The organism is Micromonospora sp. SYSU B005 (genome assembly GCF_055362685.1).
In genome coordinates, this window is record NZ_JAXCFU010000001.1 from 192,836 (window position 1) to 218,598 (window position 25,763).

Below are 25,763 nucleotides of genomic sequence, written 5' to 3' on the forward strand. Positions count from 1 at the left end.
CTCAGCACCACGTCCTCAGTGCCGTTGCAGCGGGCTCTTCGTCTTCGGAAGCGCCTCGACCAGTTCGCGTGGCACGTTGATCGTGTCCGCGACCACCTCCGGCGGGATGTTCGCCAGCCACTGCGCGAGCGACACGTCCTCGAACTTCGCGGTCCGGAACAGCTCCAGGTAGACGAAGGGCTTGTCGCCGATGTTCTCGATGTAGTGGCCCATCGAGATCGGTACGTAGCCGACGTCGCCGGTCTCCATGTTGAAGGTGCGGGCCGTGGCGTGGTTGGCGAAGACGCCCATGCGTCCCTTGCCCGAGATCACGTACTGCATCTCTGCGCCGTTCGGGTGCCAGTGCAGCTCCCGCATCGCGCCGGGCTCGATCTCCACCAGGGCGGCGGTGGTGGTGATCGCCGCGGCGAAGTTGCTCGAGTCGGCGATGCGTACGCTGCCGCCCTCGAACTTCTCCGGCGTCTGCGCGAGGAGGCTGTGCTTGAACGTCCGGGGCACGTCGCCGGTGGGGCTGAACACCCGGTCCTCGGCCAGCGGTGGCGGCACCTGCCCCGGGAAGATGTACCGCTCGGACTCCGCCGGGAAGTTCGCCATCTGCTGCATGGTCCAGCCGAAGTTCTTGGCGATGACCTCCCTCGGCACGTGCGCGAAGAAGTCCGTGACCTGGAACGTTCCGTCCTCGGAGTAGCAGCCGTCGTCGAAGACGAGCAGGAACTCCACGCCCTCGTCGTGGGCCTGGATGTGGTGCGGGATGCCGGCCGGGAAATACCAGAGGTCACCCGCCTTGACGTCCTCCAGGAAGTTGCGCCCCTCCTGGTCCACCGCGGCGATCCGGCAACTGCCGGACAGGATGAAGGCCCATTCGGACTGGATGTGCCAGTGCAGTTCCCGGTAGGCGCCGGGGTCGAGCTTCATGTTCACGATCGCCAGGTCGTGGGCGATCGGCAGCAGGCGGTTCGTGACCTCCCGGGTCCAGCCGCCGCTCTCCCGGCGGGTGTGGGCCAGCGAGAACGGGAACACCAGGTTCGGCATGAGGCCGTGGTCGGTCGACGGCGGGTTCACCAGGTCCGGGTGGGTGTCGTCGATCGCCGGGTTGCGCGGAACGGTGCCAACCATCGAGTGGTCCTTCGCCGATCCCTTTCCGACGGGGTCAGTGGATCTGGGCATGACGGATGTCCTTCCGGGTGAGGGCCGCCGATTCGGCGGCCCGGGACGGGACGAACAACGCCCGCAGGTGTTCCGGGCTCTGAAAGGCCACCGCGAGCGGAATCGCGACACAGAGGAACAGCGACGCCGCGATGCTCCAGATCGGAGCATCAGTGGCGACTCCGGCGACGGCCAGGGCCGCGATCGAATAGAACGTGACGCGGATTCTGGCGACGGGGAGCACGAACATGCGCTCGGCCTCCTTCGGCTTCGAGTCTCGCCGTCGAGACGCAATTACGATGCTGCCGAATCGGATCCCCCCGGTGAATAACGCGATCGCGCCATTCACCGGAACGGACGGGACACCCTTTCCCGGCACTTCCGCGCATCGCACGCCGCACCGGTTTCGCGGTTGCGAGCAGGGGTAGGGAGGGCGATGTCCAACAACGCGGAGGATCGCTGGCGGGTGGGGGAATACGACTTCCACGTACCGTTTCTGGCACTTGCGCTCGCCACCGGCCTCGCCGGTGTTGTCGACGCATTCTCGTTCCTCAAGTACAAGGTGTTCGTCGGTATTCAGACCGGCAATGTGGCGTTCGTCGGAATGGGTGCCGCCGATCACTTTCCGCCCTGGCCGGCCGCGGTGGCGTCGCTTGTCGCGTTCGGCCTCGGCGGCCTGCTCGGCGCCGGCATCCGCCGCCTGCGCCCGGCCGGCCCGCTCACCCCGCCGGGCATGGAACTGCTCGCCATGCTGGCGCTGCTCGTGCTCTGGGGCCTGGTGGACCGCTCCCTCGACTCGGGGCGCGACTCGCTGACCGAGCGCACGATCCTGACCGCGCTGCTGGCGTTCCCGGTCGGCATCCTCGGCGGGTTGATCGTCCGCACGTTCGGCGTGCAGACCGCCACGTCGTACCAGACCGGCACCGTGCTGCGCACCACGAAGGGCATCGCCGACTGGGTGTTCGAGCCGGAGGGCCGCAGCGCGGCCGGGCGGCTCGCCGCGACCGGCCTGCTCTGCCTGGTCAGCTACGCGATCGGCGGGTTCGTCGGCGCGGCCACCGAGACCCGCCCGATCTGGACGATGATCGTCACCTGGGCCCTGGCAGTGGTGCTGATCGCGCTCACCTGGGGCAAGCGCCCGCCGGCGACGGCGACCCGGCGCCGCTGACGCGGACCGGCGTCACCCGGCCTCGCGGCGGGCCTTGGCGCGGCGTTTGCCCTCGTGCATCGCCTGGACCCGGGCCACCGGGATGGTCCGCCCCTGCTCGACCAGCTCCGCCGGCAGGCGCTGCGGCGCGGGCAGCGCCTCCGCCCAGGGATCCCGGTCGCCCAGCAGCGCGGGCACGGTCCGCACGGTGAAGTCGGCCGGGCTCGCGCTCTCCAGGTCGGCCCAGCCCACCGGGTACGACACCGGGGCGCCGGGCCGGATCCGAGGGCTGTAGGCGGCCACCACAGTCGCCCCGTACGCCCGGGTGGAGTCGACGAAGACGCGGCCGCCGCGGTCGGCGACGATGAACGCGGTGGTCGCGGCCGCCGGGTCGAGCCGTTCGGTACGGGCGGCGAGCGCCCGAGTCGCCGCGGCGGCCTCCTCGGCCGTGGTGGCCGGGTCGACCGGCACGATCACGTGCAGCCCCTTCGCCCCGCTCGTCTTCACCGCGCCGGCCAGCCCGGCGTCGGCGAGCGCCTGCCGCACCAGCAGCGCGACCCGCACCACGGCGCCGAACGCGTCCCCCTCCGGCGGGTCCAGGTCGAGCACCAGGTGGGTCGGATGCTCGGGCTGCCCGGCGCGGGCGAACGTCGGGTGGTACTCCACCGCCCGCTGGTTGGCGAACCAGAGCAGCGTCCGCCGGTCGTCGCAGAGGGCGTACGAGATCCGCCGGTGCGACGCCTCCGCCCAGACCTCGGTGCGGCGCACCCAGTCGGGCGTGTACTTCGGCAGGTTCTTCTGCATGAACGGCTCCTGGCCGGGCCGCACCCGCAGCACCGACAGCGGCCGGTCGCGCAGTTCCGGCAGGATCCGGTCGCTCATCGCGTCGAGGTAGTCGACCAGGTCGCGTTTGGTCGCCCCGGCGCCGTCGAACAGCGGCTGGTCGAGGTTGGTCAGCGACACTCCGGCCCGGGTCTCGTCGGCGGCACCCATCGGACCACCATCCCGGGCCGGGCCCGGCTCGGCAACCCCGACACGGTGCCCGGCGCGCCTCGCCGGCCCGCACCTGCGACGATCGGGGCGTGGGTGAGGCAGAGGCGGACGAGTGCGGGGCCGGCGCGGCCGGGCAGGCCAGCGCGTGCACCGTGCGGGAGGCGCTGGACCGGGTCGGCGGCAAGTGGGCCATCGGCATCCTGATCGCCGCCTCGGCCGGGCCGGTCCGCTTCAGCGAGCTGGAGCGCCGGGTGGAGGGGATCAGCCGCCGGATGCTCACGCTGACGTTGCGCAACCTGGAGCGCGACGGGCTGCTGGACCGGCACGTGCATCCCACGGTGCCGCCGAAGGTGGAGTACACCGCCACGCCGATGGCCCGGGAGCTGTACGAGTCGCTGGTGGCGCTGACGAGCTGGGCCGAGCGGCACCGCGAGGCGATCAGCGCGGCCCGGGCCGAGTACGACCGCCGGCACGGCGGCCCACCGGCCTGACTCAGTCCCGTACCCGCTCGGTCCAGTCGATGTGGTGGTCGAACAGCCAGGCCTGGGCGGCGCCGCCGTCGCGCGCCAGGTAGCGGGCGGCGAGTGGCATGCCCAGGTCCCGGACCAGCCGCCCGACCGGGCCGGCGACCTTCGTGGTGCTGGTCCGCCGCCCCTGCGCCACCACCCGCTCCACCCGGTCGCGGCGCAGCCGCTCGTAGGCCCGGAACGCGGCCGGTACGTCCGGCAGGTCGCGCAGGCAGCGGGCGAGCTGGACGGCGTCCTCGAAGGCCATCGCCGCGCCCTGCCCGGAGGAGGGGGCGGCGGTGTGGGCCGCGTCGCCGATCACGATCAACCGGTCGCGGTGCCAGACCGGCACGGAGGGCAGGTCGTACGTGGGCCAGCCGTACTCGATCCGCGCGGTGTGGTCGAGGATCCGCGTCGCCGGTCCCGGATCGTCGGCGAGCAGAGCGCGCAGCCGGGTCCGGGCCTCGTCCGGGCCGATCGCGGCGAGCTGTTCCCGGCTCGGCTCGACCGGCTGCGGCGGGTTGGCGAACCACCAGACCTCGTCCTCCCCCACCACGATCCAGCAGAAGAAGCAGCGCCGGCCGAACATCATCTGCATCACGCCGCGCTCGTCGGGCAGGCGCAGCCCGCGGGCGAAGCCACCGGCGTTCAGCAGCGGCACGTAGCGCGGCGCGGGGGCGGCCGGGTCGATCAGCGTGCGGACCCGGGAGCGCAGCCCGTCCGCGCCGACCAGCAGGTCGCCGTCTGCGGTGCGGCCGTCGGCGAACCGGGCGGTCACGCCGCCGTCGGTCGGGTCGGCGCCGGCCAGCCGGGCGCCGTGGACGAACTCGACGCCCCGGCGCAGCGCCTCGTCGCGCAGCGCCCGGTAGAGGTCGGAACGACCGACGGTACGACTGCCGGGGGCCCCGAACTCGGCGAGCCGGCGCCCTCTGTGGTTGTGCATGAGCATCCGGGGTGTCGGGTGTCCGAGCCCGGCCACCAGGTCGTCGAGGTCGATCGCGCGCAGCGCGTCGAGCCCGTTGGCGGAGAGCGTCAGGAAGGCGCCCACCCCGACCGCGTCCCGCGGGTACGCCTCGTACACCGCAGCGTCGATGCCGGCGCGCCGCAAGGCCATGGCGGCGACCGGGCCGGCCAGTCCGGCACCGACGACGAGAGCTTTAGTCATGTCATGACTATACATAAAATGACTATGGCGCGACAGGGGCCACCTAGGGTGGGGCCATGACGGTTCGTCGCTCGCCGCTGGCGATGATGGTGCTGGCCCTCCTGGTCGAGGAGCCGATGCACGCGTACCGGATGCAGCAGCTCATCCGGGAGCGCGAGAAGCAGGACGTGGTGAACGTCGCGCAGCGCAACAGCATCTACCAGACCATCGAGCGGCTGCGCCGCGACGAGCTGATCCGGGTGGCCGAGACCAGGCGCGAGGAGGGGCGGCCGGAGCGCACCGTGTACGCGCTCACGCCGGCCGGCCGCCGCACGCTCGACGGGTGGCTCGCCGACGCGCTCGCCACCCCCGCCCGGGAGTTCCCGGAGTTCCCCGCCGCCCTGTCGTTCCTGCCGATCCTGCCGCCCGAGGAGGCGGCCCGGCGGCTCGACGAGCGGGCGGGCGCCATCGAGGCACGGTTGCGCGAGCGTGAGGCGGCGCTGAGCGCCGTGGAGTTGCCCCGCCTCTTCCTGGTCGAGGACGAGTACCAGCTGACAGTGCTCCGCGCCGAGCTGGACTGGGTACGCGGACTCGTCGCCGACCTGCGCTCCGGCGCGCTCACCTGGTCCGGCGAATGGCTGGCCGACTGGACCGGAACACCGGACTGAGCTGCGAAAACAGGACGCTGTGGCGAACGCCACGCGGCGGATCTGACCGATCGGTCAGCACCTGACCGATCGGTCAGGCATGCTGGAGGACATGGCGCGACCCACCACCGCCACCCACGACGAGCTGCTGGCCGCGGCCGCTCGCCGGTTCGCCGTCACCGGGTACAAGGGCACCTCTCTCCAGGACATCGCCCGCGACGTGGGCTGCTCCAAGGCGACGGTGCTCTACCACTTCGCCAGCAAGGACGCCCTGCTCTGCGAGCTGATGGCCCCGGCCATCACCGTGCTGGAGGAGCTGGACGCCCGGATCGCGGCGCACACCGGCGCAGAGGCCCAGCGCGTCGCCGCGGACGGCTTCGTCGACCTGGCGGTCCGCTTCCGCCGGGAGATCGCCCTGCTCCGGGGAGAGTTCCCCGACCTGCTCCAGCAGCCCGCGTTCGCCCACATCCAGCAGATCTCCGAACGGCTCGTCGCCGCGTTCGCCGGCTTCTCCGACCGTCCGGAGGCACGCGTCGCGGCGCTCGTCGTGCTCGCCGGCATCGCCGAGACCTGCGGCGAGTTCCTGGACATCCCCGACGAACAGCTGCGACCCGCACTGCTCGCCGTGGCGTACCGCGCGCTCGAAGTCACCACCTGATCCGTTTCTGCGAGGACAAGGAAGGTCCATGGCGACCCTGCTGTACCGGCTCGGCCGGGCATCCCTGCGCCGGCGGCGACTCGTCGCCGTCGTCTGGCTCGTCGTACTCGTCGGCCTCGGCCTGGCCGCGGCCACGCTGCGGGGCCCGACGGCGAGCAACTTCACCATGCCGGGCACCGAGTCGCAGAAGGCGATCGACCTGCTCGCCGACCGCTTCCCGGCGGCCAGCGGCGCCACCGGCACGATCGCGATCAAGGCGCCACAGGACGGCGCCCTGACCACGCCCGCCGGTCAGGCGGTGGTCAAGCAGGTCACGCAGGAGGCGGCCACGCTGCCCGGCGTGGTCGGCGCGGTCGACCCGTACCAGGCGCAGGCGCTCACCCCGGACGGCCGGTACGCGCTGGTCCAGGTGCAGTTCGCCGGCGGTGCCGACGACGTCACCGACGAGCAGCGCGACGCGTACGAGAAGGTCGGCGCGCAGGCCGAGGCGCAGGGCTGGCAGATCGCCCCCGGCGGTGAGGTGCTCAACGCCGAGCCGGAGGTCGGCTCGACCGAGGCGATCGGCGTGCTGGTCGCGGCGATCGTCCTGGTGATCACGTTCGGCTCGCTCGTGGCGGCCGGCATGACCATGCTGAACGCGCTGATCGGCGTGGGTGTCGGCATGGCCGGTCTGTTCGCGCTCAGCGGTGCGGTCGAGCTGACCAGCACCGCGCCGATCCTGGCGCTGATGCTCGGCCTCGCGGTCGGCATCGACTACTCGCTGTTCATCACCTCCCGGCACCGGCAGAACCTGCTCGACGGGCTCTCCCCGGAGGAGGCGGTCGGCCGGGCGGTCGGCACCGCAGGCTCGGCAGTGGTCTTCGCCGGCGCCACCGTGGTGGTGGCGCTCGCCGGCCTGGCCGTGGTGGGCATCCCGTTCCTGACCGTGATGGGCCTGGCCGCGGCCGGCACCGTCACGATCGCCGTGCTGGTGGCGATCACGCTGGCCCCGGCGCTGCTCGGCTTCGCCGGCCACAAGGTGCTGCCGCGCAAGCTGCGTGACCGCAAGGCGGTCGAGGACCCGACCACCGGCTCCGAGGACCGCTCGGGCTTCGGCTTCCGCTGGGCGCGGTGGGTGACCAAGCTGCGCATCCCGGTGATCCTGGTCGGGCTGCTCGGCCTCGGCCTGCTCGCCATCCCGGCCCAGGACATGCGCCTGGCGCTGCCGGACGCCTCCGCCGCCGCCGAGGGCACCCCGGCCCGGGTCAGCAGCGACCTGATCCGGGAAGGCTTCGGCCCCGGCTTCACCGGCCGCCTCGCCGTCGTGGTGACCGCCGACTCGCCGCAGGACACCCAGGCCGCCATCCCGCAGGTGACCGCGCTGGTGCAGAAGACCGACGGGGTGCTGGCGGTGGCCCCGCCGCAGGTCGACCCGTCGGGGCGTACCGCGCTGATCGGGGTGATCCCGAAGACCGGGCCGACCGACGAGGCCACCGAGACCGTGGTGCACGACATCCGCAAGCAGGTCTCGGGCATCCAGAACGCCGACGTGCTGCTCACCGGCGTCACAGCTGTCGGCATCGACGTGTCGGAGAAGCTGTCCGACGCGCTGCCGGTCTACCTGCTGCTGGTGGTGGGCCTGTCGATCCTGCTGCTGATGCTGGTGTTCCGGTCGATCCTGGTGCCGGTCAAGGCGGCGCTGGGCTTCCTGCTCACCGTGGCGGCCACGTTCGGCATCACCGTCGCGGTGTTCCAGCAGGGCCACCTGGCCGACCTGGTCGGCCTGGACACGCCGGCACCGCTGGTCAGCTTCCTGCCGATCCTGCTCATCGGCATCCTGTTCGGCCTGGCCATGGACTACGAGGTCTTCCTGGTTTCCCGGATGCGCGAGGACTTCGTGCACGGCGACACCGCCCAGCAGGCCACCATCAACGGCATGGGGCACGGCGCCCGGGTGGTCACCGCCGCCGCGCTCATCATGATCTCGGTGTTCGGCGGCTTCGTGTTCCTGGAGGACCCGATCATCAAGTCGATGGGCTTCGCGCTCGCGATCGGTGTCGCCATCGACGCGTTCGTGGTCCGGATGACGATCGTGCCGGCGGTGATGTCGCTGCTGAACAACGCCGCCTGGTGGCTGCCGCGCTGGCTGAACAAGATCCTGCCCAACGTGGACGTCGAGGGTGAGGGCCTGCGCGCCCACCTCGCCGAGAAGCAGCACGCGAACGTGTGATCCGTGCGGGTGGGGTCCGTCCGGGCCCCACCCGTTCACACACCCGCCGGGTACGTCTCCATCTCGCCCGGCGTCACGAGCGTCGGCAGCGGATGCAGCGCCGTCGTCTCGTCGCACCAGATGAACGCGTCGTAGCGCTCGCCCAGCCGGGTCGGCACGTAGTTGCCCCAGGACTCGAAGCTCGGGTCGTACACCACCCCGATGGCCCGGTGGTCCGCCTCGCCGGTCACCCACTCCGGCTGGTCGTCGCCGCCGAAGACCAGCACCGCCCGGTCCGGCATCAGCTCGTGCAGCAGGTGCTCCACCGAACCCTCCCGGGCCGGCGGCACCACCATCGTCTCGGCCGGTGAGCCCCAGCGCGGCGCGGCCACCACACTGCCGTGCCAGCTGCCGAAGCCGATCAGCGCCACCGCGTCCCGGCCGTGCCGTTCCCGGCCGAGCTGCCCGATGTTGACCATGCCGTCCGCCGCCATGTCGGTGGCCCGGGCGTCGCCGACGTGCGTGTTGTGCGCCCACACGATCCCTCGCGAGCCCGGCCCGTACCGGTCCAGCAGCCGGTCGAGCGTGTCGGCCATGTGGACGTCCCGCACGTTCCACGACTCGGGGCCGCCGCCGACCATGGCCCGGTAGTACCGCTCCGCGCCGGCCACCACCTCCGCGTTCTGCCAGGCCGAGAAGCGGTCCGGGCCGTCCGCGGCGGCCTGTTCCCGGGTACGCGCCAGCAGCCGGACCACCTCCTCCTCGCACCGGGCGGAGACGAACCGGCTGGCCATCCCGTACTCCTCGGGCCGCTTGCCGTACGGCTCGAAGCAGCGGTACGCCTCCTGGGCGGCCTCCAGCGAGGCCGGATCCTCCTCACCGAGGTAGTCGAAGATGGCCTGCATCGACTCCCAGAGGGAATACACGTCCAGCCCGTGGAAGCCGGCCCGCTCCCCCTCGGGGCGTTCCAGGTTCCACGCCCGCAGCCAGCGGCAGAAGCGGGCCACCTCGGCGTTCGCCCACATCCAGGTGGGCCAGCGTTCGAACCGTTCCAGCGCGGCGAGCGGATCGGCCGCCCCGCCCGGCGCGCACACCACCGACCGGTGCACCCGGTCGCAGTCCGGCCAGTCCCCCTCCACCGCCACGAAGTCGAACCCCTGTTCGGCGATGAGCCGCCGGGTCAACTGCTCCCGCAGCCGGTAGTAGTCGTAGCTGCCGTGCGTCGCCTCACCGATCATCACCACCCGGGCGTCCCGCACGCGGTCCAGCAAGGGGTCGAAGTCGCTCGGCGCGCCGAGCCGCTGTACCAGCATGTCCGCGGCTACCCGGGGCCCGCCGGGACAAACCGCCGCCGCGGCCCGGCGGCGGGCATGCCGCCGGGCCCAGCGGGTAGCCGGGCGGCATGACCGTCACCGGCGCGCAGTTGCAGGAGTTCCTGGCCGGGCTGGACTACCCGGTCTCCCGGGAGGACCTGGTCCGCTGGGGCCAGGAGAACGGCGCCAGCACCGAGACGCTCCAGCGGTTGCGCACGCTGCCGGCCGAGGAGTTCGACACCCCGGCCGAACTGGTCGAGGCGCTCGTCACCCTCGCCGGTTGACCGGCGCGTGCAGCAGCCGGAACAGCACCAGCCACTGTTCCGGCCAGACCAGCCCGACCGGGGTGTCCGGCGCGATCCGCGCGGCCCGCAACGCGCCGTCGACCCGCGGCCGGGGATGGCCCGCGCGCAGCGAGGCCGCGAGCGAGCCGCCGACTCCGCCGAAGCCCAGCTCCACCATCCGCCGGTACGCGGGCAGCGCGGCCGGCGCCACGAGTGGCGTCGTCCGGCGCTCCAGCCGCAGGATGCCCCCGTCCACCCCCGGCACCGGCCGGAACGCGGCCCGGGGCACCCGCCCGGCCAGCCGCCAGTGGTGTTCCGGCCAGGTGAGCACCGTGAGCCGGCTCCACCGGCCGTGGTCGCCGGTGCGCTTGCGGGCGTAGTCGAGCTGGGTGAGCAGCGTCGCTGCGCCCAGCCCTGGTGCGGCCAGGCACCAGCGGACCACCGCCGCGGTGAGCGACCAGGGGATGTTGCCCGCCACCGAGAACGGCCCGACGGGCGGGGAAGCGGCCAGGAAGTCGGCCGCCCGTACCTCGACGTTCGGCAGCGGAGCGCAGGCCGCCGTCAGCTCGGGCAGCACGGCCGGGTCGACCTCGTACGCGATCAGCCGCCCGCACCGCGCGGCGAGCGGCCGGGTCAGCCGGCCGCGTCCGGCGCCGACCTCCAGCAGCAGGTCGTCCGGGCCGGGCCGGGCCGCGCGGACCATCCGCGCGACGGCGGCCGGGTCGGCGAGGAAGTTCTGGGACAGTACGCGACGGGACCGGTCGCGTGCGGTGGTTCGGCGGGGCGCCACGGGTTCGTCCTGTCTGTCGCCGGACGGCGACGGGTACGGACCGCTGCGCTGGTGTCCCCCGCCGTCGAGGCGGCGTAGGGCGGATCGGGCGGGCGGTCCGAGCGGATCGGGACTCGGACGACCCTGGACAGTGGCCGGGACGCGGCGCATGCCTGAGCGGGCCACCTCGGCGAGGTGGCGTGGACGAACCACGGGTACCGCCACCTCGGCGAGGTGGCACGACCGGCGCCCCTCGGGGCGGGTCGGGAACCGGCGGTCGGGTCAGACGCGGGCGGCGTACCGGCCGGCCAGGGCCGGGCGCCGGAACCGCGGACGGGCGTCCAGGAGGAGCCCACACGCGGCCGGCGCGGCGGCCACGCGGATCAGGGCATGCGTGAACATGCCGCCACGCTAACGACCGGGTCCGGCCCGGGCGACCGGTTTTCTACAGGTCGACGGTGCGTCCCTGCGCACGGGCGGTCTGCGCGGCGTCCAGCACGGCCACCACCTCGCGGCCGAACCGCACGTCGCAGCGGTGGTCGCGGGTGCCGGCGTCGACCTCCTCCAGCAACTGGTCGAGCGCGGCGCCGAACGCCTGGAGCGCGCTGCCGTCGCCGGGCGGGACGGTCTCGGTGCCGTTCTCGCCGAAGAAGACGAAGTCCCGGGTGACCGCCTCGGACGGCGCGTCCAGGGTCAGCGACAGCGAGCTGGTCGCGCCGCCGTCGTGGGTGAGCAGCAGGTGCACCAGACCGCTCGGGCCGTCCATCGCGGCGACCCGGGTGACCCGGCCGAGCACCGGCAGGATCAGCGACAGCGCGTGCGGGCCGATGTCCCACAGCGCGCCGCGCTCCCGCCGCCAGGTCGAGTCGCCGTACGGGTTCCCGGGCTGGAAGATCGACGCGAACATGGTGGCCCGGGCGTGCTGCCAGCCACCCGCCGCGGCGGTCGAGGCGAGGAACCCGGTGACGTTCGGGTGGAAGCGCTGGGTGAAGAAGACCACCGAGGCCACCCCGGACGCCTGTGCCGCGTCGACCACCCGGTCGGCGTCGGCGAGGTCGAGCGCCAGCGGCTTGTCCAGCAGCAGGTGCCGCCCGGCGGTGGCGGCCCGGACGGCGATGTCGGCCTGCACGTCCGGCGGAAGCGCCACGGCGACCGCGTCGCAGGCGTCGATGAGCGCGTCCACGTCGGTGAAGGCCGGTACGCCGTGCCGGGTCGCCAGTTCCTCCGCCTTCGCCGGGTTGCGTCCCCAGACGCCGGCGAGCCGTGCCCGCGGGTGCGCCTCGATGGCCGCGGCATGCGTCTCCGCCGCCCAGTAACCGGTGCCGAACAACCCGAACCGCACCCCGACCCCCTGCCGTCGACGTCCGCCACCGGCGTACGCCGGGACCGTGATCCACGCTAGTCCCCCGGCCCGTCCGGCGCGCCACGACCCGGCGGGCGAGCCGCTACTACACGGATTAGTAGGCTGTGCCGGTGAACGACACCGTGTCGACGACCAGCGCGGCGGCCGCCTCCGCCTCCCCGGTGGACGGGCCGCTCGCCACGGTCGCGATCGTGATCTCGCTGGCGCTCGCCGTCTGGGCCCTGGTGGCGGCGGTACGCCACCGGCCGCCGGACCGGATCCAGTTCGTCGGCCTGGCCGTGCTGGAGGTGGCGCTGCTCGCGCTCACCGTGACGGCTCTCGTCGCGCTCGGCGGCGGCGAGCGGCCGGGCGAGCCGGGTGCGTTCTTCGGCTACCTGGCGACGCTCGTCTGCCTGCCGCCGCTGGCCTGGGTGCTGGCCCGGATGGAGCCGACCCGCTGGGGCTCCGGCATCGTCTGCGCGATCTGCCTGGTCACGCCCGTGGTGGCGGTACGGCTCCAGCAGACCTGGGAGGTCCTCGGTGGCTGACCCGACGACCGCGCACGAGAAGCGCGCCACCAACCGCGGCCCGGGCCGGCTGCTGATCGCCGTCTACATCGTCTTCGCCATCGCCGCGACCTCGCGGGCGAGCCTGCAGATCGCCACGAAGTTCGACGAGGCGCCGGTGGCGTACCTGCTGTCCGCGGTGGCGGCGCTGATCTACATCGTGGCGGCGGTCGGGCTGGCCCGCGCCGGGCACACCGGACGGCGGGTCGCGCTCGCCTGCTGCACGGTCGAACTGGTCGGCGTGCTCGGCGTGGGCGTGCTGAGCATCGTCGACAAGGATCTGTTCCCGGACGAGACGGTCTGGTCCGACTTCGGCAGCGGCTACGGCTACGTGCCGCTGGTGCTGCCGGTGCTCGGCCTGTTCTGGCTGTGGCGCACCCGGCGCGACCCCGCCTGAGCGGGCCCGCGCCGGGTCGGGCCGGTCAGTCCTTCGGACCGCCGGCGACGTAGATGACCTGGCCGGAGACGAAGGACGCGCCCTCGCTGGCCAGGAACGAGATGGTGTGCGCGACGTCCTCCGGGCGGCCGGGACGGCGGACCGGGATCTCGGCGGCGGCGTGCTTCTGGAGGTCGTCGAAGTCGACCTTCATCCGGGCCGCGGTGGCGGCGGTCATGTCGGTGACGATGAAGCCCGGCGCGACCGCGTTGACAGTCACCCCGAACGGGCCCAGCTCGATCGCCAGCGTCTTGGTGAAGCCCTGGAGACCGGCCTTCGCGGCCGAGTAGTTGGCCTGGCCCCGGTTGCCGAGCGCGGACGTGCTGGACAGGTTGACGATCCGGCCCCACTTCGCCTCGACCATGTGCTTCTGCGCGGCCTGGCTGAACAGGAACGCCCCGCGCAGGTGCACGCCCATGACCGTGTCCCAGTCGCCGTCGGTCATCTTGAACAGCAGGTTGTCGCGCAGCACGCCGGCGTTGTTGACGAGCACAGTCGGCGCGCCGAGTTCGGCGGCGACCCGTTCCACGGCGGCCTCGACCTGGGCCCGGTCGGACACGTCGGCGCCGACGCCGAGCGCCCGGCCGCCGGCCGAGCCGATGGCGTCCACCGCCTCCTTGGTGGCGGACTCGTCGATGTCGACCACGGCGACGGCCATGCCGTCGGCCGCCAGCCGGCGGGCGGTCGCCGCGCCGATGCCGCGCGCGGCTCCGGTGACGATGGCGACGCGGGGCTCCTCCGACATGCTTACCTCCCGGTAACTTGTGGCTCGATCGGAGGAGCTTAACCCGGGCCGGCGACGGCGGGGCCGGACGACGCTGTCCGGCCCCGCCGCGCTCACCGGCGGGTCAGTTGACGCTCACCACGGTTCCGGTGCCGCCCGCGTACTCGATGTAGCCGGTGTGCCGCCCACCGGGCAGCCCCGACCACGTCGTCGTGACCGTCAGCGGGGTTCCCGGCGTGGCCCTGGGGTTCTTCGGGGACACCGTCAGGTTCCCCACTCCTCCCTTGTCGGTGACCACGTTGGCCTGCACCGTGTACGGCGTGGCGGTGGTGCCCGGCGCCATGTCGCCCCAGACGACCACCGCCACGCGGTACGGCTCGGCCGCGGGCTTGAGGACGAACCGCTGCTCGGCCGCGGGGTAGTCGGAGAGGTCGGCCAGTTCCGCGACGCCCTCCACCACGCGGTAGATGACGACTCCGAGCTGTGCCCGCGGATCGTCGGTGCGGACGGTGACCTCGGCCGCCTTCGTGCCGGTGCCCAGCGAGACCTCGTACTCCTTGCCCCAGATGTCCTCGGGGGTGACGGTGTCGGATGCCGGCCGCCCCGCGACCATCCCGTATGCCTTGATCGGGAACTTGGCCAGCCCGGGGGTCACCTCGAAGCTCAGCGAGCCCTTCGCGCCGCTGCCCTGCACCTGCTCCGGCGCGGTAGCGGTGTGCGGGGTCACGACGATCGGGCTGCGCGCGGTGGTGCCGGCGCCCGTCCAGGTCAGCCCACCGCGGATCGTGTCCGGTCCGGTGGCCGAGGTGAGCTGCATCGTGACGGTGAACTCCCGGGTCTCCCCGGCCGAGCGGAAGCGCAGCGTCGAGGGGGTCACCTTGACCTTGACGCCGGGCAGGTCGACCTTCGCGGTGTAGACGCCCGGGGTGACCGCGGTGACCCGGCGGGTGACCGTCCGGGTGCCGAAGAGGTTCTCGACGCGGATGGACGGATAGTTCAGGTCACTGCCGGCGATCGGGGCGACCCCGCTGCCGGTCCGGTACCCCTTGCCCTCCAGGTAGCCCAGCCAGTCGGCCGCCGACGCGTCGTAGACCACGCCGGGGTTGAGCATCCGGGTCGGGTCGACGTGACCCGTGCCCTGCGCCCAGACGTCGGTGTTCGGTGCGCCGGTGGTGGTCCTGGTGGCGTAGGTGGTGGTCATCAGCGCGGACTTGATCTCGGCAGGCGTCGCGGTCGGACGCTCGGCGAGGTAGATCGCGGCGAGGCCGGCGACGTGCGGCGTGGCCATCGAGGTGCCGCTGTAGAAGTCGAAGTTCTTCCCCTCGCCGCGCGGGGAGACGGCCGCGAGGATCCCGACACCGGGGGCGGTGAGGTCCGGCTTCAGCAGGTCCTGGTTCTTCAGCGACGGGCCGCGCGAGGAGAACGCCGCCACCTGGGGGTACGGCTGGTCGTTGCCGGTCGGCAGCAGCGTGACCTGCGCGCCGGGGGTGGCGGCGTAGTCGAGCACCGTCTGCGTGTCGGGCGCGTTGACGTGCACAGTCGGCAGGCCGTGCAGGTCACCGCTGAGGTCCTGGACGGACGGGTTGCCCAGCACCATGCCGACGCCGCCGGCCCGGGCGACCTCGGCGGACTTCGCGGTACGACCGATGATGCCCCGGAGGCAGACCACCACCTTGCCGGTGACCTTCGCCGGGTCGAGGGTGCCGGGGGCGCAGTAGTCCGCGTCCGCGTCGGTGGCTCCACCGGCCTTCGCGGCCCGGGACGCGATGAGCGGCTTCGGGCCGAACGTCGTGGCGACTGTGGTGCTGGTGCCGTTCACGAGGGTGCCGTCGCCCAGTTTCACGCTGGCCGAGTACGACGCGATGGTGCTGGCGCCGACCGTCATCTCCCACGGCGTGGTGTTGTCCAGCGAGCTGCTCGACGGTCCGCTGTTGCCGGCGGCCGAGGAGATGAAGATGCCGGCCGACGCGGCGTTGAGGAAGGCGAGCTTGGCCGCGTCCCCCGGGCTCGACTCGGACGAACTGCCGATCGAATAGTTGATCACATCGACGCCGTCCGCGACGGCCTGGTCGACAGCGGCGACGATGTCGACTGTGGTGCCCCTGCCGCCGCCGTCGGTGTCGTTCCAGAGGACCTTGTAGACGGCGATCGCGGCCCCGGGCGCCACTCCGGAGATCGCCCCGAAGTCGATGCCGCGCTCACGGACCGGGACCGCGGTGTTGCCTGCTGCAGTGCCGGCGGTGTGGGTGCCGTGCCCGTGCGCGTCGCGGGGCGACTCGTAGTCGGCGCGCTCCTCCGGCGGAACGGCCTGCTTCCAGCCCTCGCCGAAGTAGCGGGCACTGATGATCTTCTCGTTGCAGGCGCTCGCGGTGAACTCCTCGCCGGTCTGGCAGGTGCCCCGGAACGTGCCGCCGTCGGCCTTGCGCATGACGGTGGCCGAGCCCTCCCGGTACGGCCGGTAGGGATCCGCGGTGGTCGGCGCGGTGGTGCCCAGCGCCGGGGCGGCGAACGACGGGTTCTCCGGCCAGATCCCGGTGTCGAGCACGCCGACGACGACGCCCTTGCCGGCCTCGGCCGTGCCGCCGACCTTCGACCACACGCCGTCGCGGCCGGACAGCTTGAGGAAGTCCACGGAGTTGCGGTCGTCAGTGGTCGTGTAGACCTTGTTCGGCGAGACCGACAGCACGTCGCCACTGAGCTGCAACCGCGCCGCCTGGGCCGGGGTCAGGTCGGCGACGAAGCTGTTCGAGACGACGTAGTTGCTGCGCCGCGCCTGCGCGCCCACGTTGCGCGCCACCTCGCGGTGCCGGCTCGTCAGGTGGTCGCGGTAGCGCCGGGCGGCCGGGCTGCCCACGTCGACCTTCCCGCCCTTGGCGGCCCTGGTCGCGGCGATCCCGGCGACCCCGCCCTCGTAGGTGGCGAGCGGCTTCTCGGTGAGTGTGACGACGTAGGTGCCGACGGTGCCGCCGGAACGGGCGGTCAGCACGTCCGCCGGTGCCGGAGGGGTCGTCTGACCGGATGCGGGGACGGGATTGAACGTGACCGCCAGCGCGGTGGCTGCCAGCGCGACGCCGTAGCGGAAGGATGGTCGATACCTACGGGCCATTGCTCCTCTTCCGGGAACCAGGGGTGATCAGATCCGGTCCCGCCCGGCAGGGTCACCGGTTGGGATGGGAAGTAGTGAACGTCCTGGCAGGGATCCAAGTCGAGATATCTTCGTGTCCTCTTCGGCCACGTGGCGGAACCCGCCACGGTGGAGGAACAACGGCAACAGGCAGGTGCGATGCGATCCGACCCGGTCCTGGGCGCGCTCGGCGTCGGTGCTTTCGACGAGCGGGTCTACCGGCTGCTGCTGGCGGAACCCCGGCGTCCGCTGGCCGCGAGCGCGGACGCGCTGGCAGCCACACCGACCCGGGTACGCACCGCCGTCACCCGGCTGGCGCGACTCGGCCTGGTGCGGCGGATCTCACCCGGCCACTACGAGGCGGTGAGCCCGGAGGCGGCCCTGACGACGCTCGTCGCCCGGCGGCGGCTGGCGCACGAGACGGCGCTCAACGGCGTACAGGCCGCGATCGGCGACTTCGACCACCTGTTTCGCACCGCACGGCTGAGCGACCCGGCACGTTGGGTGGAGGTGGTGACGGGCGCGGCGGTCGCCGCCCGGATGGACGAGGTCACCACGTCGATCCGGACCCATTTCTGGGTGCTGGACCGGCCGCCGTACCGGACGGAGATCGCCGGTGTCCCCCGCACCAACGAGGCGGAGGCCGCGATGACCGCGAGCCTGGTCGCCCAGGGGGTGGATCTCCGCTCCGTCTACTGCCCGGACTCGATGTACCGGCCCGGCCGGTTCGAGCTGCTGGTGCGGCTCAGCGAGGCGGGCGAACAGGCACGGATGCTGCCCAGCCTGCCGTTCAAGCTCCGGATCGTGGACCTTCGGGTGGCTGTGGTCTCGCTCACCGGCGACGGCTACGACAACCTGGCGCTGATCCACCCGTCCGGGCTGCTCGACGCGCTCATCGAACTGTTCCTCGTGTACTGGAACCAGGGCACGCCGCTCACAAGCGACCGGCCGCCGGTCGAGGACGGGCCCAGCGACGAGGAGCTGCTGCTGTTGCGGCTGCTCCGGGCCGGGCTGAAGGACGAGGCGATCGCCCGCCAGATCGGCGTCAGTGCCCGCACCGCCACCCGGCGGATCGCCGCCCTGATCGACCGGCTGGGGGCGACCAGCCGGTTCCAGGCGGGTGCCGAGGCGGCGGCGCGGGGCTGGCTCTGACCGGGTCCACGCCTACCGATCGTGGCCCCGGCAGAGCCGGATCCACCGGTAGCCGTACCCGGCGAGCTTGAGCCGGTCGAGCTTGCCCACGTCCTCGTAGTTGCGGTCGCTGAGCACGTCGATCGGCAGGTCCGCCTCCGGCGCCAGCGTGCTCAGGTCCACCTCCACGTCCTCGGTCCCCAGGTTGTGCAGGAAGACCATCGTCCCGGTACGCCCGTCGGCGCGGTGCGCGAGCACGCCCGGCGGCATCGGCACGTCGATGTGGGTGGTGCTGCCCGAGCCGGTCTCCGGCGCCTCCCGCAGCGTCCGGATCATCCGCTCGAACCAGCCGAGCAGCGACCGCGGGTCCTTGCGCTGGGCGGTCACGTTGACGTTCTGGTAGCCGTACTCGCCCTTGTCGATCACCGGGCGGACCAGCTTCTCCGGCTCGGCGGCGGAGAAGCCGGCGTTGTCGGCGTAGGACCACTGCATCGGGGTACGGATCGCGTCGCGCCCGTCCAGCGACAGGTCCTCCCCCATGCCGATCTCCTCGCCGTAGCGCAGCACCGGAGTGCCGCGCAACGAGAACTGCAACGAGTACGCCAGCTCCATGTGCCGGCGGTCGTTGCCCAGCATGGGCGCCAGCCGGCGGCGGATGCCCCGGCCGTAGAGCTGCATGTTCTCGTCCGGGCCGAACTTCGCCAGCACGTCGTTGCGCTGGTCGGCGGTGAGCCGGGACAGGTCGATCTCGTCGTGGTTGCGCAGGAACGTGGCCCACTGGCCGCCGGTGGGCAGCTTCGGGGTGTCGCGCAACGCCTCGATGATCACCTCCGGGTCCTCACGGGCCAGGGCGAGCATCAGCCGGCCGTTGAGCATGAAGTCGAACAGCATGTGGATCCGGTTGCCCGAACCGCTGCCGTCACCGAAGTAGACGGGCAGCTCGTCCGGCTCGACGTTCGCCTCGGCCAGCAGGACCGCGTCGCCGCGCCGCCACTGCACGTGCTGACGCAGATCGGTGAGGAAGTCGAAGTCCTTCGGCGAGTTCGGGTTACCCGGTTCGGTGCGCTCGATGATGAACGGCACGGCGTCCATCCGGAAGCCGGAGACGCCGAGCTGGAGCCAGAACGAGGTGATCTTCTTGATCTCCGCGCGGACCTTCGGGTTCTCGATGTTCAGGTCCGGCTGGAACTTGTAGAAGCGGTGGTAGTACCACGCCTTGGCGGTCCGGTCGTAGGTCCACGTCTCGTGCTGCTCGCCGGGGAACACCATGCCCTGGTGGCGGTCGGCCGGCTCGTGGTCGGCCCAGACGTACCAGTCCCGGTACGGCGAGTCCGGCGAGGACCGGGCGGACTGGAACCACGGGTGCTGGTCGGAGGTGTGGTTGACCACCAGGTCGATGATGACGCGGATGCCCCTGTTGCTCGCCTGGTGCAGCAGTTCGGCGAAGTCGCCGAGCGTGCCCAGGCGCGGGTCGACGTTGTAGAAGTCGGTCGCGTCGTACCCGTCGTCCTCGTTGGGCGAGGGGTGGATCGGGTTCAGCCACAGGCAGGTCACGCCGAGCCGGGCCAGGTAGTCCAGCCGGCCGATCAGCCCCTGGAAGTCACCCACCCCGTCGCCGTCGGAGTCCGCGTACGTGTCGACGTCGAGGCAGTAGACGACCGCCTCCTGATACCACCTGTCACCCATGCGAGGACTACTTCTCCGAACGCGCGCGACGGCAAACCCGGTACGGTGCTCCGATGAGCGAGGAGGCGTACGACTGGTCCGCCGGCACCTGGCTGAACCCGCCGGAGCGGGCCGAGCCGGTCGACGGCGGCCTGCTGGTCGAGCCGCGCGGCGGCAGCGACTTCTGGCGGCGCACCAGCTACGGCTTCGTGCACGACGACGGCTCGGCGCTGCTCGCGCCGTTCGGCGTGGACAGCGCCGTGGAGGTGTCGTTCGTGCTCGACTACACGGCCCAGTTCGACCAGGCCGGCGTGCTGGTGCGGGTGGACGACCGGCGGTGGACCAAGGCCGGGGTGGAGGTGAGCGACGGCGCGCCGCAGGTCGGCGCCGTGGTCACCGACGAGTTCTCCGACTGGTCGGTGGCGCCGGTGCCGCAGTGGTCGGGCCGGGAGGTGACGGTCCGGGTGAGCCGGGCCGGGGACGCGCTCACCGTACGGGCCCGGTGCGCGGACGAGCCGTGGCGGCTGGTCCGGGTCGCGCCGCTCGACCCGGCGGCGCAGGCGTCGGCCGGGCCGTACTGCTGCTCGCCCAGCCGGGGCGGGCTGCTGGTCCGCTTCACCGGCTGGCGGCGGGGTCCGGCGGACGCCGCGCTGCACCCGGAGGCCTGAGTCACAGGTGTGACACCGGCCGGTCCGGGTAACACCTTCGGATCTCCGGCTCTCCGGCTCTCGCGTGGAAGGACCGCCATGGCCCTGGCCCAGGACGTCGACCCGAACCAGTTCACCGGGCTGACCGGCTGGGTGGCGAGCGTGATCGACTCGCTCGGCGCGGTCGGTGTGGCGCTGCTGGTGGCGCTGGAGAGCATCATCCCGCCGATCCCGAGCGAGATCGTGCTGGCGATGGCCGGATACCTGTCCGCCGAGGGCCGGTTCAACGTGGTGCTGATCGTGGTCGCCGCGACGGCCGGCTCGCTGCTCGGCGCGCTGGTGCTCTACTGGCTCGGCGCGGCGCTCGGCGAGGACCGGCTCAAGCGCTGGCTGGACCACATCCCGCTGGTCGACCTGGAGGATCTGGAGAAGGCCGACCGCTGGTTCGAGCGGCACGGCCGGTGGGCGGTGCTGATCGGCCGGGTGGTGCCTGTGGTGCGCAGCCTGGTCTCGATCCCGGCCGGCGCCAACCGGATGCCGCTGGGCGAGTTCATCCTGCTCACCACGCTCGGCAGCGGCGTGTGGAACGCCCTGATCGTCGGCGCGGGGTTCGCCCTCGGGTCGCGGTGGGAGGACGTCGACAGGTACAGCCAGTGGTTCAACTACGCGATCTTCGCCGTCTTCGGCTTCATGATCGTGAGCTGGGCGGTGAAGAAGGTGCGCCGGCGGCGCGCCCGGCGGTCGGTGACCGCCGGGCGCTGACCGCCGCGCGGGCTCAGAAGCCCGCGGTGATGCCGGTGAACTCCCAGGTGTTCTGCGCGATGCCGGAGCAGTTGGCGACCACGCCGCCGCCCGGGCAGGGCCGGTCCCGGTTGACCGACCAGAACGTGAACCGGGCCAGGCCGCGCGCCTTGGCCCAGTCGCGGATCTGCGTCCAGGTGGCCGGCGAGGTCAGCTCCTGCTGGTCGGAGAGGCCGTTCATGCCGGACAGGCCCATGTGGGCGTACGCGGTGGCGTCGGACCAGCCGAACGCGTTGCGCAGCGCGGTCTTCAGGCCCTCGGCCGCGTTCACCGTGTTCTGGTACATGTTCGCGCCGCCGCCGAAGTCGAACGGCATGATCGTGAACACGTCGATCCCGGTGCCCTTTGCCGCCGCCTGGTTGATCAGCCGGGTGCCGTAGTACGACGGCCCGGTGGTCGAGGTGCCGAACGTGATGATGGTCTTGATCCCCGGGTTGTTCTGCTTGACGATCTTCAGGGCGTCCAGGATGCGGTCCTGCACCACCTCGTTCTCGAACTCGTCGCTGTTCTCGATGTCGATGTCGATCGCCTTCAGCCCGTACGCGTTGATGACCTGCTGGTACGCGCCGGCCAGCGCGGCGGCGGTCGAGCAGTTCGGGCCGAGCTTGTTGCCGCTCCAGCCGCCGAAGGACGGGATGACGTCGCCGCCGGCCGCCTTGATCGCGGCGATGGTGGCGGCGTGCGTGCCGCCGGTCAGCGGCCCGGTGCCGTCCCAGGCCGGGGTGCAGCCGCCGCCGGAGAGCACGAACGCGATGGTGAACCACTTGATCCCGGTCGCGCCCATCACGGTGGCGGGCGCGGGCGGGTCGCCCCAGCCCGGGTAGAGGTAGGGCGCGGCGGCCATGGCACCGCCGCCGCCACCGGTGCAGCCGCTGGTGGTGGCCGCGACCGCCGCCGACTTCGCCGACTCGCCGCTGCCGTTGTACGCGGTCACTGTGTAGCTGTGCCCGCTGCACGCGGCCAGCCCGGAGACGGTGGCCGAGGTGCCGGTGACGGTGGCCCTGACGGTGCTGCCCTCGTACACGCGGTAGCCGGTGACCGTCCCGGAGACGGCGTTCCAGGCGAGCGAGACCGAGGACGCGGTGGTGCCGGTGACCCGCAGCCCGCCGGGGGTGGCGGGCGCGCCCGGGTTGCCGGGGTTGCCGCCGGCGCAGGAGGCGCCGTTGACTGTGCAGTTCACCGGGTCGCCGGTGCCGCTGACGACGAAGCCGAAGCTGGTGCTGGCGCCCGGGGCGAGCGCGCCGTTCCAGGACTGGTTGACGGCGGTGACGTGCTGGCCGGAGGTGGTCAGCCGGGCGTCCCAGAAAGAGCCGAGCGTGCTGCCGGCCGGCAGGTCGAACTGGACGTTCCACGAGGAGATCGCGGCGGAACTGTCGTTTGTGACGGTGAACCGGGCCTCGTACCCGCTGCTCCAGCTGGAGGTGCGGACGAAGGCCGCGGTGGCGGCGGAGGCGGGCGGCGCGGCGAGCAGGGCACCGGCGACCACTGCGGTGGTCAGCGCGGCGGCGAGCGTCGCCAGGCGGGGGCGGAGTCTCACGGCGTCCTCCAGGGGACGGGCGGGGGTGGAGAGGAATTCACAACCGTCGACGTGCGCCTATTATTAGGAGTGTTAACTGTTTCTGTCCAGCACCGACGCGGCCCGAACCCCGGAGGGGGTCCGGGCCGCGCCCCGGTCGCGTTCAGCGGCGGAAGGTGAACCAGTTGACGTTGACGAAGTCGGACGGCTGGCCGCTACTGAACGTCAGGTAGACGGTGTGCCGGCCGGTCACCGCACCGACGTTGCCCGGCACCGAGCGCCAGGTCTGCCAGCCGCCGGTGTTGCCCACCGCGAAACTGCCGATCGGCGGCGCGGTCGGGCTGTCCACCCGGACCTCCACCAGCCCACTCACCCCGGACGCCGCGCCGGAGGCGACCCGGGCCACGAAGTCGCGCGGCGGCGTGGAGCCGAAGTCGACGTTGTCGTAGCGGACCCAGTCGCCGTTGGCGAGCCAGCCGATGTCCTGGCCGCCCTCGGCGCACGTCTCCACCTGCACGCCGTTCTGCGCGTTGAACGACTCGGCCTGGATCGTCGCGTAGGCGTCCCGCACCCCGCCCGGCGGCGGCGTGGTCGGCGTCGGCGACGGGTTGCTCCCGCCGCCGCGGGTGTAGACGGCCACGTAGTCGACGAGCATCGACCGGCCGGACACGGTCGAGGCGGTGGGCGTCGCCGAGCCGGCCACGCCGTCCGGGAAGCCGCCGCCCATCGCCACGTTGAGCAGCAGGAAGTAGCCGGCGTGGTTGGTCATCTGACTCCAGTACGGCTCACCGATCTGGTTCTGCCCGACGGTGTGGAAGAGCTGGCCGTCGACGTACCAGCGCAGTTGCTGCGGGCTGATCGAGGCGTCCCACTCGAACCGGTAGGTGTGGAACGCCGACTGGCAGGTGCTGCCCGGGCAGGCCCGGGACGCGCCGATGCCGTTGAACTCCCCGCACGGGCCGCCCGGCGCGACGCCGCAGTGCAGGACGCCCCAGACCGAGTTGATCCCGTTGACGTTCTCCATCACGTCGAACTCGCCGATGCCCGGCCAGTTCTGGTAATTGCCCCGGTACGGCGAGCCGAGCGCCCAGAACGCCGGCCAGTACCCGGACGCCGCCGCGCCTGTCACGTTCGGCATCTGGATCCGGCCCTCCAGTGCCAGCACGCCGCCCGACGGCGGCTTGAAGTTCGCCCGTACCGTCTCGATCCGGGCCGAGGTCCAGCGGCCGGCCGAGTCCCGCAGCGGCGTGATGCGCAGGTTGCCCGAGCCGTCGTGGGCCAGGTTGGCGGTGCTGGACGTGTAGGTCTGGATCTCGCCGGTGCCCCAGTTGGCCGGGCCGCCCGGGTAGCCGGTGCCGGTGTCGATGATCCAGTTGGCGGACGAGGGCAGCGTGCCGGCGGAGCCGGTGAAGTCGTCGCTCCACACCAGGTTCCATCCGGACGGCGTCGGGGGCACGGCGGCCTGGGCGGTCATCGAGACGCCCGCGAGCGCTGTGGTGAGCGCGAGGACGCCGGCGGCCAGGGCGAGCCGGCGGCGTGATCGGGGCACGGTGGCGGAGGCGGCCGCAGCCGCCGGGATCGGGTTCATTCGGGGTGCCTCTCTGCGGGGACGGGTCCGGGAGAGCGCTCTCTGAGAGCGATTTCTACGCGCCCGCCCCCGCATTTGTCAACGCTTGTCGATGGCTGCCGCCGGCTGCGGCCGACGCAGCACCACCTGCTCCAGCGCCGTCCACGCGGTGGTGGTGACCAGATAGAGCACCGCCGCCAGCGGCACCACGAGCGCCACCAGCACCGTGCCGTACGGCAGCAACGGCAGCACCCGCCCGAGCACCGCCGCGCCCGGACCCTCGGCCGGCGTCCCGGCCACCGTGCCGGTGGCGGCAGCCGCCCGGCGCATCCGCCGCGACGACCACCAGGCCAGCGCGAGCAGCGCGGCCAGCAGCACCCCGAACACCAGCGGCACCGGGCCGGCCAGCCCGTCGCCGAGGTGCCACCCCAGCGGTACGCCGGCCAGCCGCTCCCCCAGCAGCTGCGGCGCGCCGTCACCGGTGGCGAACAGGCGGTACATGACAAGGAAGAACGGCGCCTGCAACAGCGCCGGCAGACAACCCGCGACCGGGCTGGCCCCGGCGTTGCGGTAGAGCGCGAACAGCTCGCTCTGGAGGCGGGCCGGATCGTCGGCGTACCGGCGCTGGAGTTCCCGTACCTCGGGGGCGAGCGCGGTGCGGCGCCGCTCCCCGCGGACCTGGGCCACCGTTAACGGTGAGATCAGCAGCCGGACGGCGACGGTGAACAGGACGATGGCGGCCGCCGTGGCGGCGCCGCCGGTGAGCGGGGCGAGCACGTCGGCGAGCCAGGTGACGACGGTGGCCGCGGCCGAGGCCGCGGAGTGCAACGGTGCGAAGGCGAGCATGGGTGGACCCCTCGATGGCGATTCCGGGTGTCCCGGGCGGCGACGTGCCGCACGGCGGGACGGATGACGACGGAATCGGCCGCGGAAGCCGGGGAGGGCGGCCCGCCGACGCGGGCCGGGAGGTGGCTACGCGGCCGAGGGGCGCAGGCCGGGTGCGCGGGGCCGCGGACGGCCCGGCGCGTCCGGGTCGACCTGCCGGGGCACCCCGCGACGGCGGGCGCGGGCACGCAGCGCGGCGGCGAACCGGGTGCCGGGCGGCGTGGGCAGCGCGCGGACCCGCAGCGCGAGCAGGGTGGCGAGCAGCAGCGCGGCGACGACCGCCGCACCGGCGAGCAGCCCGGCCGGGCGGTCGGCGAACAGTGCGAGGGCGTACGCCCACGCTCCCGTCAGCACCGCCAGCATCCCCGCCACACGGCCACCCTAGCCCGCCGTGTCACGCCCCGCGGGCCCCTGCGCGCACACCGGTCCGTGCCCGGCCGACCCGGCCGGCGTACCCCGAACGGGCGAACCGGCCGACACGCCCACCGGCACGTTTCCCGAAACGGACACGGTGGGTAACAGATCCTCGACCACGCGGCACGGTGCCGCGAGCGGTCCGGAGGA

Annotated in this window: 24 protein-coding genes and 1 pseudogene; 11 read left to right on the forward strand and 14 right to left on the reverse strand. The window is 72.7% G+C overall.

Going from position 1 to position 25,763, the window contains the following annotated elements; translation table 11 throughout:
• Nucleotides 1-15: 15 nt before the first annotated feature.
• Nucleotides 16-1,116, reverse strand: coding sequence for a cupin domain-containing protein (locus SM452_RS00890; RefSeq protein ID WP_120573329.1), 1,101 nt, complete (start codon nt 1,114-1,116; stop codon nt 16-18).
• Nucleotides 1,117-1,150: 34 nt separating this feature from the next.
• Nucleotides 1,151-1,396 (reverse strand): hypothetical protein, encoded by a 246-nt coding sequence (locus tag SM452_RS00895; protein WP_450067546.1) that lies wholly within the window; start codon nt 1,394-1,396, stop codon nt 1,151-1,153.
• 186 nt (nt 1,397-1,582) lie between these two features.
• Between SM452_RS00895 and SM452_RS00900 the strand changes: the two genes are divergently transcribed.
• Nucleotides 1,583-2,314: a DUF1275 family protein gene (locus SM452_RS00900; protein ID WP_091422508.1), complete on the forward strand. Its 732-nt coding sequence runs from the start codon at nt 1,583-1,585 to the stop codon at nt 2,312-2,314.
• Nucleotides 2,315-2,326: 12 nt separating this feature from the next.
• Here the strand turns inward: SM452_RS00900 and ligD are convergent, their stop codons facing one another.
• Nucleotides 2,327-3,286 (reverse strand): non-homologous end-joining DNA ligase, encoded by a 960-nt coding sequence (gene ligD, locus SM452_RS00905; RefSeq protein WP_463839163.1) that lies wholly within the window; start codon nt 3,284-3,286, stop codon nt 2,327-2,329.
• A gap of 89 nt (nt 3,287-3,375) precedes the next feature.
• On the opposite strand from ligD, the gene SM452_RS00910 reads away from it, so the two are divergent.
• Complete coding sequence (locus tag SM452_RS00910) at nt 3,376-3,777, forward strand: winged helix-turn-helix transcriptional regulator (RefSeq protein WP_463839164.1); 402 nt, start codon at nt 3,376-3,378, stop codon at nt 3,775-3,777.
• Nucleotide 3,778: 1 nt separating this feature from the next.
• Here SM452_RS00910 and SM452_RS00915 read toward each other — a convergent pair whose 3' ends face one another.
• Entirely contained in the window at nt 3,779-4,957 is a 1,179-nt protein-coding gene (locus SM452_RS00915; protein ID WP_463839165.1) for an FAD-dependent oxidoreductase, read from the reverse strand.
• 56 nt (nt 4,958-5,013) lie between these two features.
• Between SM452_RS00915 and SM452_RS00920 the strand changes: the two genes are divergently transcribed.
• The 3 genes from SM452_RS00920 to SM452_RS00930 all read left to right on the forward strand — a co-directional run bounded on the left by SM452_RS00920 (nt 5,014) and on the right by SM452_RS00930 (nt 8,450).
• Nucleotides 5,014-5,604 (forward strand): PadR family transcriptional regulator, encoded by a 591-nt coding sequence (locus tag SM452_RS00920; RefSeq protein ID WP_463839166.1) that lies wholly within the window; start codon nt 5,014-5,016, stop codon nt 5,602-5,604.
• Between the two features lie 91 nt (nt 5,605-5,695).
• Nucleotides 5,696-6,241 carry a TetR/AcrR family transcriptional regulator gene (locus SM452_RS00925; protein ID WP_120574154.1) on the forward strand — a complete coding sequence of 182 codons (546 nt, stop codon included), beginning with the start codon at nt 5,696-5,698 and terminating at the stop codon, nt 6,239-6,241.
• A 28-nt stretch (nt 6,242-6,269) separates the two neighbouring features.
• Nucleotides 6,270-8,450 (forward strand): MMPL family transporter, encoded by a 2,181-nt coding sequence (locus SM452_RS00930; RefSeq protein ID WP_358176250.1) that lies wholly within the window; start codon nt 6,270-6,272, stop codon nt 8,448-8,450.
• Nucleotides 8,451-8,485: 35 nt separating this feature from the next.
• On the opposite strand, the gene SM452_RS00935 is transcribed toward SM452_RS00930, so the two are convergent.
• Nucleotides 8,486-9,742 (reverse strand): erythromycin esterase family protein, encoded by a 1,257-nt coding sequence (locus SM452_RS00935; protein ID WP_463839167.1) that lies wholly within the window; start codon nt 9,740-9,742, stop codon nt 8,486-8,488.
• Nucleotides 9,743-9,831: 89 nt separating this feature from the next.
• Here SM452_RS00935 and SM452_RS00940 point away from each other — a divergent pair, with 89 nt between their 5' ends.
• Nucleotides 9,832-10,026: a DUF2795 domain-containing protein gene (locus SM452_RS00940; protein WP_091422483.1), complete on the forward strand. Its 195-nt coding sequence runs from the start codon at nt 9,832-9,834 to the stop codon at nt 10,024-10,026.
• Here the strand turns inward: SM452_RS00940 and erm are convergent.
• Nucleotides 10,010-10,816 (reverse strand): ErmE/ErmH/ErmO/ErmR family 23S rRNA (adenine(2058)-N(6))-methyltransferase, encoded by an 807-nt coding sequence (gene erm / locus SM452_RS00945; RefSeq protein WP_463839168.1) that lies wholly within the window; start codon nt 10,814-10,816, stop codon nt 10,010-10,012. The two genes, SM452_RS00940 and erm, sit on opposite strands and share 17 nt — an antisense overlap.
• 424 nt (nt 10,817-11,240) lie before the next feature.
• Nucleotides 11,241-12,137, reverse strand: coding sequence for a Gfo/Idh/MocA family protein (locus SM452_RS00950; RefSeq protein ID WP_355512632.1), 897 nt, complete (start codon nt 12,135-12,137; stop codon nt 11,241-11,243).
• A gap of 131 nt (nt 12,138-12,268) precedes the next feature.
• Between SM452_RS00950 and SM452_RS00955 the strand changes: the two genes are divergently transcribed.
• Both SM452_RS00955 and SM452_RS00960 read left to right on the forward strand, forming a co-directional pair.
• Nucleotides 12,269-12,685 (forward strand): hypothetical protein, encoded by a 417-nt coding sequence (locus SM452_RS00955; protein WP_114921128.1) that lies wholly within the window; start codon nt 12,269-12,271, stop codon nt 12,683-12,685.
• A pseudogene (locus tag SM452_RS00960) lies at nt 12,678-13,153 on the forward strand (hypothetical protein). The gene SM452_RS00955 and the pseudogene SM452_RS00960 overlap by 8 nt, the downstream one beginning before the upstream one ends.
• On the opposite strand, the gene fabG reads toward SM452_RS00960, so the two are convergent.
• Both fabG and SM452_RS00970 read right to left on the reverse strand, forming a co-directional pair.
• Nucleotides 13,126-13,884: a 3-oxoacyl-ACP reductase FabG gene (fabG, locus tag SM452_RS00965; RefSeq protein WP_262013894.1), complete on the reverse strand. Its 759-nt coding sequence runs from the start codon at nt 13,882-13,884 to the stop codon at nt 13,126-13,128. The pseudogene SM452_RS00960 and the gene fabG sit on opposite strands and share 28 nt — an antisense overlap.
• A gap of 103 nt (nt 13,885-13,987) precedes the next feature.
• On the reverse strand, nt 13,988-16,969 hold the full coding sequence (locus tag SM452_RS00970; protein ID WP_315985934.1) for a S8 family serine peptidase: 2,982 nt from the start codon (nt 16,967-16,969) through the stop codon (nt 13,988-13,990).
• Between the two features lie 177 nt (nt 16,970-17,146).
• On the opposite strand from SM452_RS00970, the gene SM452_RS00975 reads away from it, so the two are divergent.
• On the forward strand, nt 17,147-18,139 hold the full coding sequence (locus SM452_RS00975; RefSeq protein ID WP_262013895.1) for a helix-turn-helix domain-containing protein: 993 nt from the start codon (nt 17,147-17,149) through the stop codon (nt 18,137-18,139).
• A gap of 12 nt (nt 18,140-18,151) precedes the next feature.
• On the opposite strand, the gene SM452_RS00980 is transcribed toward SM452_RS00975, so the two are convergent.
• Nucleotides 18,152-19,804, reverse strand: coding sequence for an alpha-amylase family protein (locus tag SM452_RS00980; RefSeq protein WP_262013896.1), 1,653 nt, complete (start codon nt 19,802-19,804; stop codon nt 18,152-18,154).
• Nucleotides 19,805-19,857: 53 nt separating this feature from the next.
• Between SM452_RS00980 and SM452_RS00985 the strand changes: the two genes are divergently transcribed.
• Together SM452_RS00985 and SM452_RS00990 are read left to right on the forward strand one after the other, a co-directional pair.
• Entirely contained in the window at nt 19,858-20,451 is a 594-nt protein-coding gene (locus tag SM452_RS00985) for a DUF1349 domain-containing protein (RefSeq protein WP_355512636.1), read from the forward strand.
• Between the two features lie 78 nt (nt 20,452-20,529).
• Complete coding sequence (locus SM452_RS00990) at nt 20,530-21,192, forward strand: DedA family protein (RefSeq protein WP_355512638.1); 663 nt, start codon at nt 20,530-20,532, stop codon at nt 21,190-21,192.
• Nucleotides 21,193-21,205: 13 nt separating this feature from the next.
• On the opposite strand, the gene SM452_RS00995 is transcribed toward SM452_RS00990, so the two are convergent.
• From SM452_RS00995 to SM452_RS01010, 4 genes are all read right to left on the reverse strand, one after another.
• Nucleotides 21,206-22,768, reverse strand: a complete 1,563-nt coding sequence (locus tag SM452_RS00995; RefSeq protein WP_463839169.1) for a cellulose binding domain-containing protein — start codon at nt 22,766-22,768, stop codon at nt 21,206-21,208.
• Between the two features lie 142 nt (nt 22,769-22,910).
• Nucleotides 22,911-24,335, reverse strand: coding sequence for a carbohydrate-binding protein (locus SM452_RS01000; RefSeq protein WP_463839170.1), 1,425 nt, complete (start codon nt 24,333-24,335; stop codon nt 22,911-22,913).
• Between the two features lie 78 nt (nt 24,336-24,413).
• Complete coding sequence (locus tag SM452_RS01005; RefSeq protein ID WP_262013901.1) at nt 24,414-25,160, reverse strand: YidC/Oxa1 family membrane protein insertase; 747 nt, start codon at nt 25,158-25,160, stop codon at nt 24,414-24,416.
• A 126-nt stretch (nt 25,161-25,286) separates the two neighbouring features.
• Nucleotides 25,287-25,562: a DUF6412 domain-containing protein gene (locus SM452_RS01010; protein ID WP_030503186.1), complete on the reverse strand. Its 276-nt coding sequence runs from the start codon at nt 25,560-25,562 to the stop codon at nt 25,287-25,289.
• Between the last annotated feature and the right edge of the window lie 201 nt (nt 25,563-25,763).

What these genes read in the sequence shown, in the direction of transcription:
- SM452_RS01010 (WP_030503186.1), bottom strand. Translation starts at nt 25,562, where the DNA reads ATGCTGGCGGTGCTGACGGGAGCGTGGGCGTACGCCCTCGCACTGTTC.
- SM452_RS00915 (WP_463839165.1), bottom strand. Translation starts at nt 4,957, where the DNA reads ATGACTAAAGCTCTCGTCGTCGGTGCCGGACTGGCCGGCCCGGTCGCC.
- SM452_RS01000 (WP_463839170.1), bottom strand. Translation starts at nt 24,335, where the DNA reads ATGAACCCGATCCCGGCGGCTGCGGCCGCCTCCGCCACCGTGCCCCGA.
- SM452_RS00940 (WP_091422483.1), top strand. Translation starts at nt 9,832, where the DNA reads ATGACCGTCACCGGCGCGCAGTTGCAGGAGTTCCTGGCCGGGCTGGAC.
- SM452_RS00985 (WP_355512636.1), top strand. Translation starts at nt 19,858, where the DNA reads ATGAGCGAGGAGGCGTACGACTGGTCCGCCGGCACCTGGCTGAACCCG.
- SM452_RS00970 (WP_315985934.1), bottom strand. Translation starts at nt 16,969, where the DNA reads ATGGCCCGTAGGTATCGACCATCCTTCCGCTACGGCGTCGCGCTGGCA.
- SM452_RS00990 (WP_355512638.1), top strand. Translation starts at nt 20,530, where the DNA reads ATGGCCCTGGCCCAGGACGTCGACCCGAACCAGTTCACCGGGCTGACC.
- fabG (WP_262013894.1), bottom strand. Translation starts at nt 13,884, where the DNA reads ATGTCGGAGGAGCCCCGCGTCGCCATCGTCACCGGAGCCGCGCGCGGC.
- ligD (WP_463839163.1), bottom strand. Translation starts at nt 3,286, where the DNA reads ATGGGTGCCGCCGACGAGACCCGGGCCGGAGTGTCGCTGACCAACCTC.
- SM452_RS00925 (WP_120574154.1), top strand. Translation starts at nt 5,696, where the DNA reads ATGGCGCGACCCACCACCGCCACCCACGACGAGCTGCTGGCCGCGGCC.
- SM452_RS00920 (WP_463839166.1), top strand. Translation starts at nt 5,014, where the DNA reads ATGACGGTTCGTCGCTCGCCGCTGGCGATGATGGTGCTGGCCCTCCTG.
- SM452_RS00935 (WP_463839167.1), bottom strand. Translation starts at nt 9,742, where the DNA reads ATGCTGGTACAGCGGCTCGGCGCGCCGAGCGACTTCGACCCCTTGCTG.
- SM452_RS01005 (WP_262013901.1), bottom strand. Translation starts at nt 25,160, where the DNA reads ATGCTCGCCTTCGCACCGTTGCACTCCGCGGCCTCGGCCGCGGCCACC.
- SM452_RS00975 (WP_262013895.1), top strand. Translation starts at nt 17,147, where the DNA reads ATGCGATCCGACCCGGTCCTGGGCGCGCTCGGCGTCGGTGCTTTCGAC.
- SM452_RS00890 (WP_120573329.1), bottom strand. Translation starts at nt 1,116, where the DNA reads ATGGTTGGCACCGTTCCGCGCAACCCGGCGATCGACGACACCCACCCG.
- SM452_RS00930 (WP_358176250.1), top strand. Translation starts at nt 6,270, where the DNA reads ATGGCGACCCTGCTGTACCGGCTCGGCCGGGCATCCCTGCGCCGGCGG.
- SM452_RS00980 (WP_262013896.1), bottom strand. Translation starts at nt 19,804, where the DNA reads ATGGGTGACAGGTGGTATCAGGAGGCGGTCGTCTACTGCCTCGACGTC.
- SM452_RS00900 (WP_091422508.1), top strand. Translation starts at nt 1,583, where the DNA reads ATGTCCAACAACGCGGAGGATCGCTGGCGGGTGGGGGAATACGACTTC.
- SM452_RS00895 (WP_450067546.1), bottom strand. Translation starts at nt 1,396, where the DNA reads ATGTTCGTGCTCCCCGTCGCCAGAATCCGCGTCACGTTCTATTCGATC.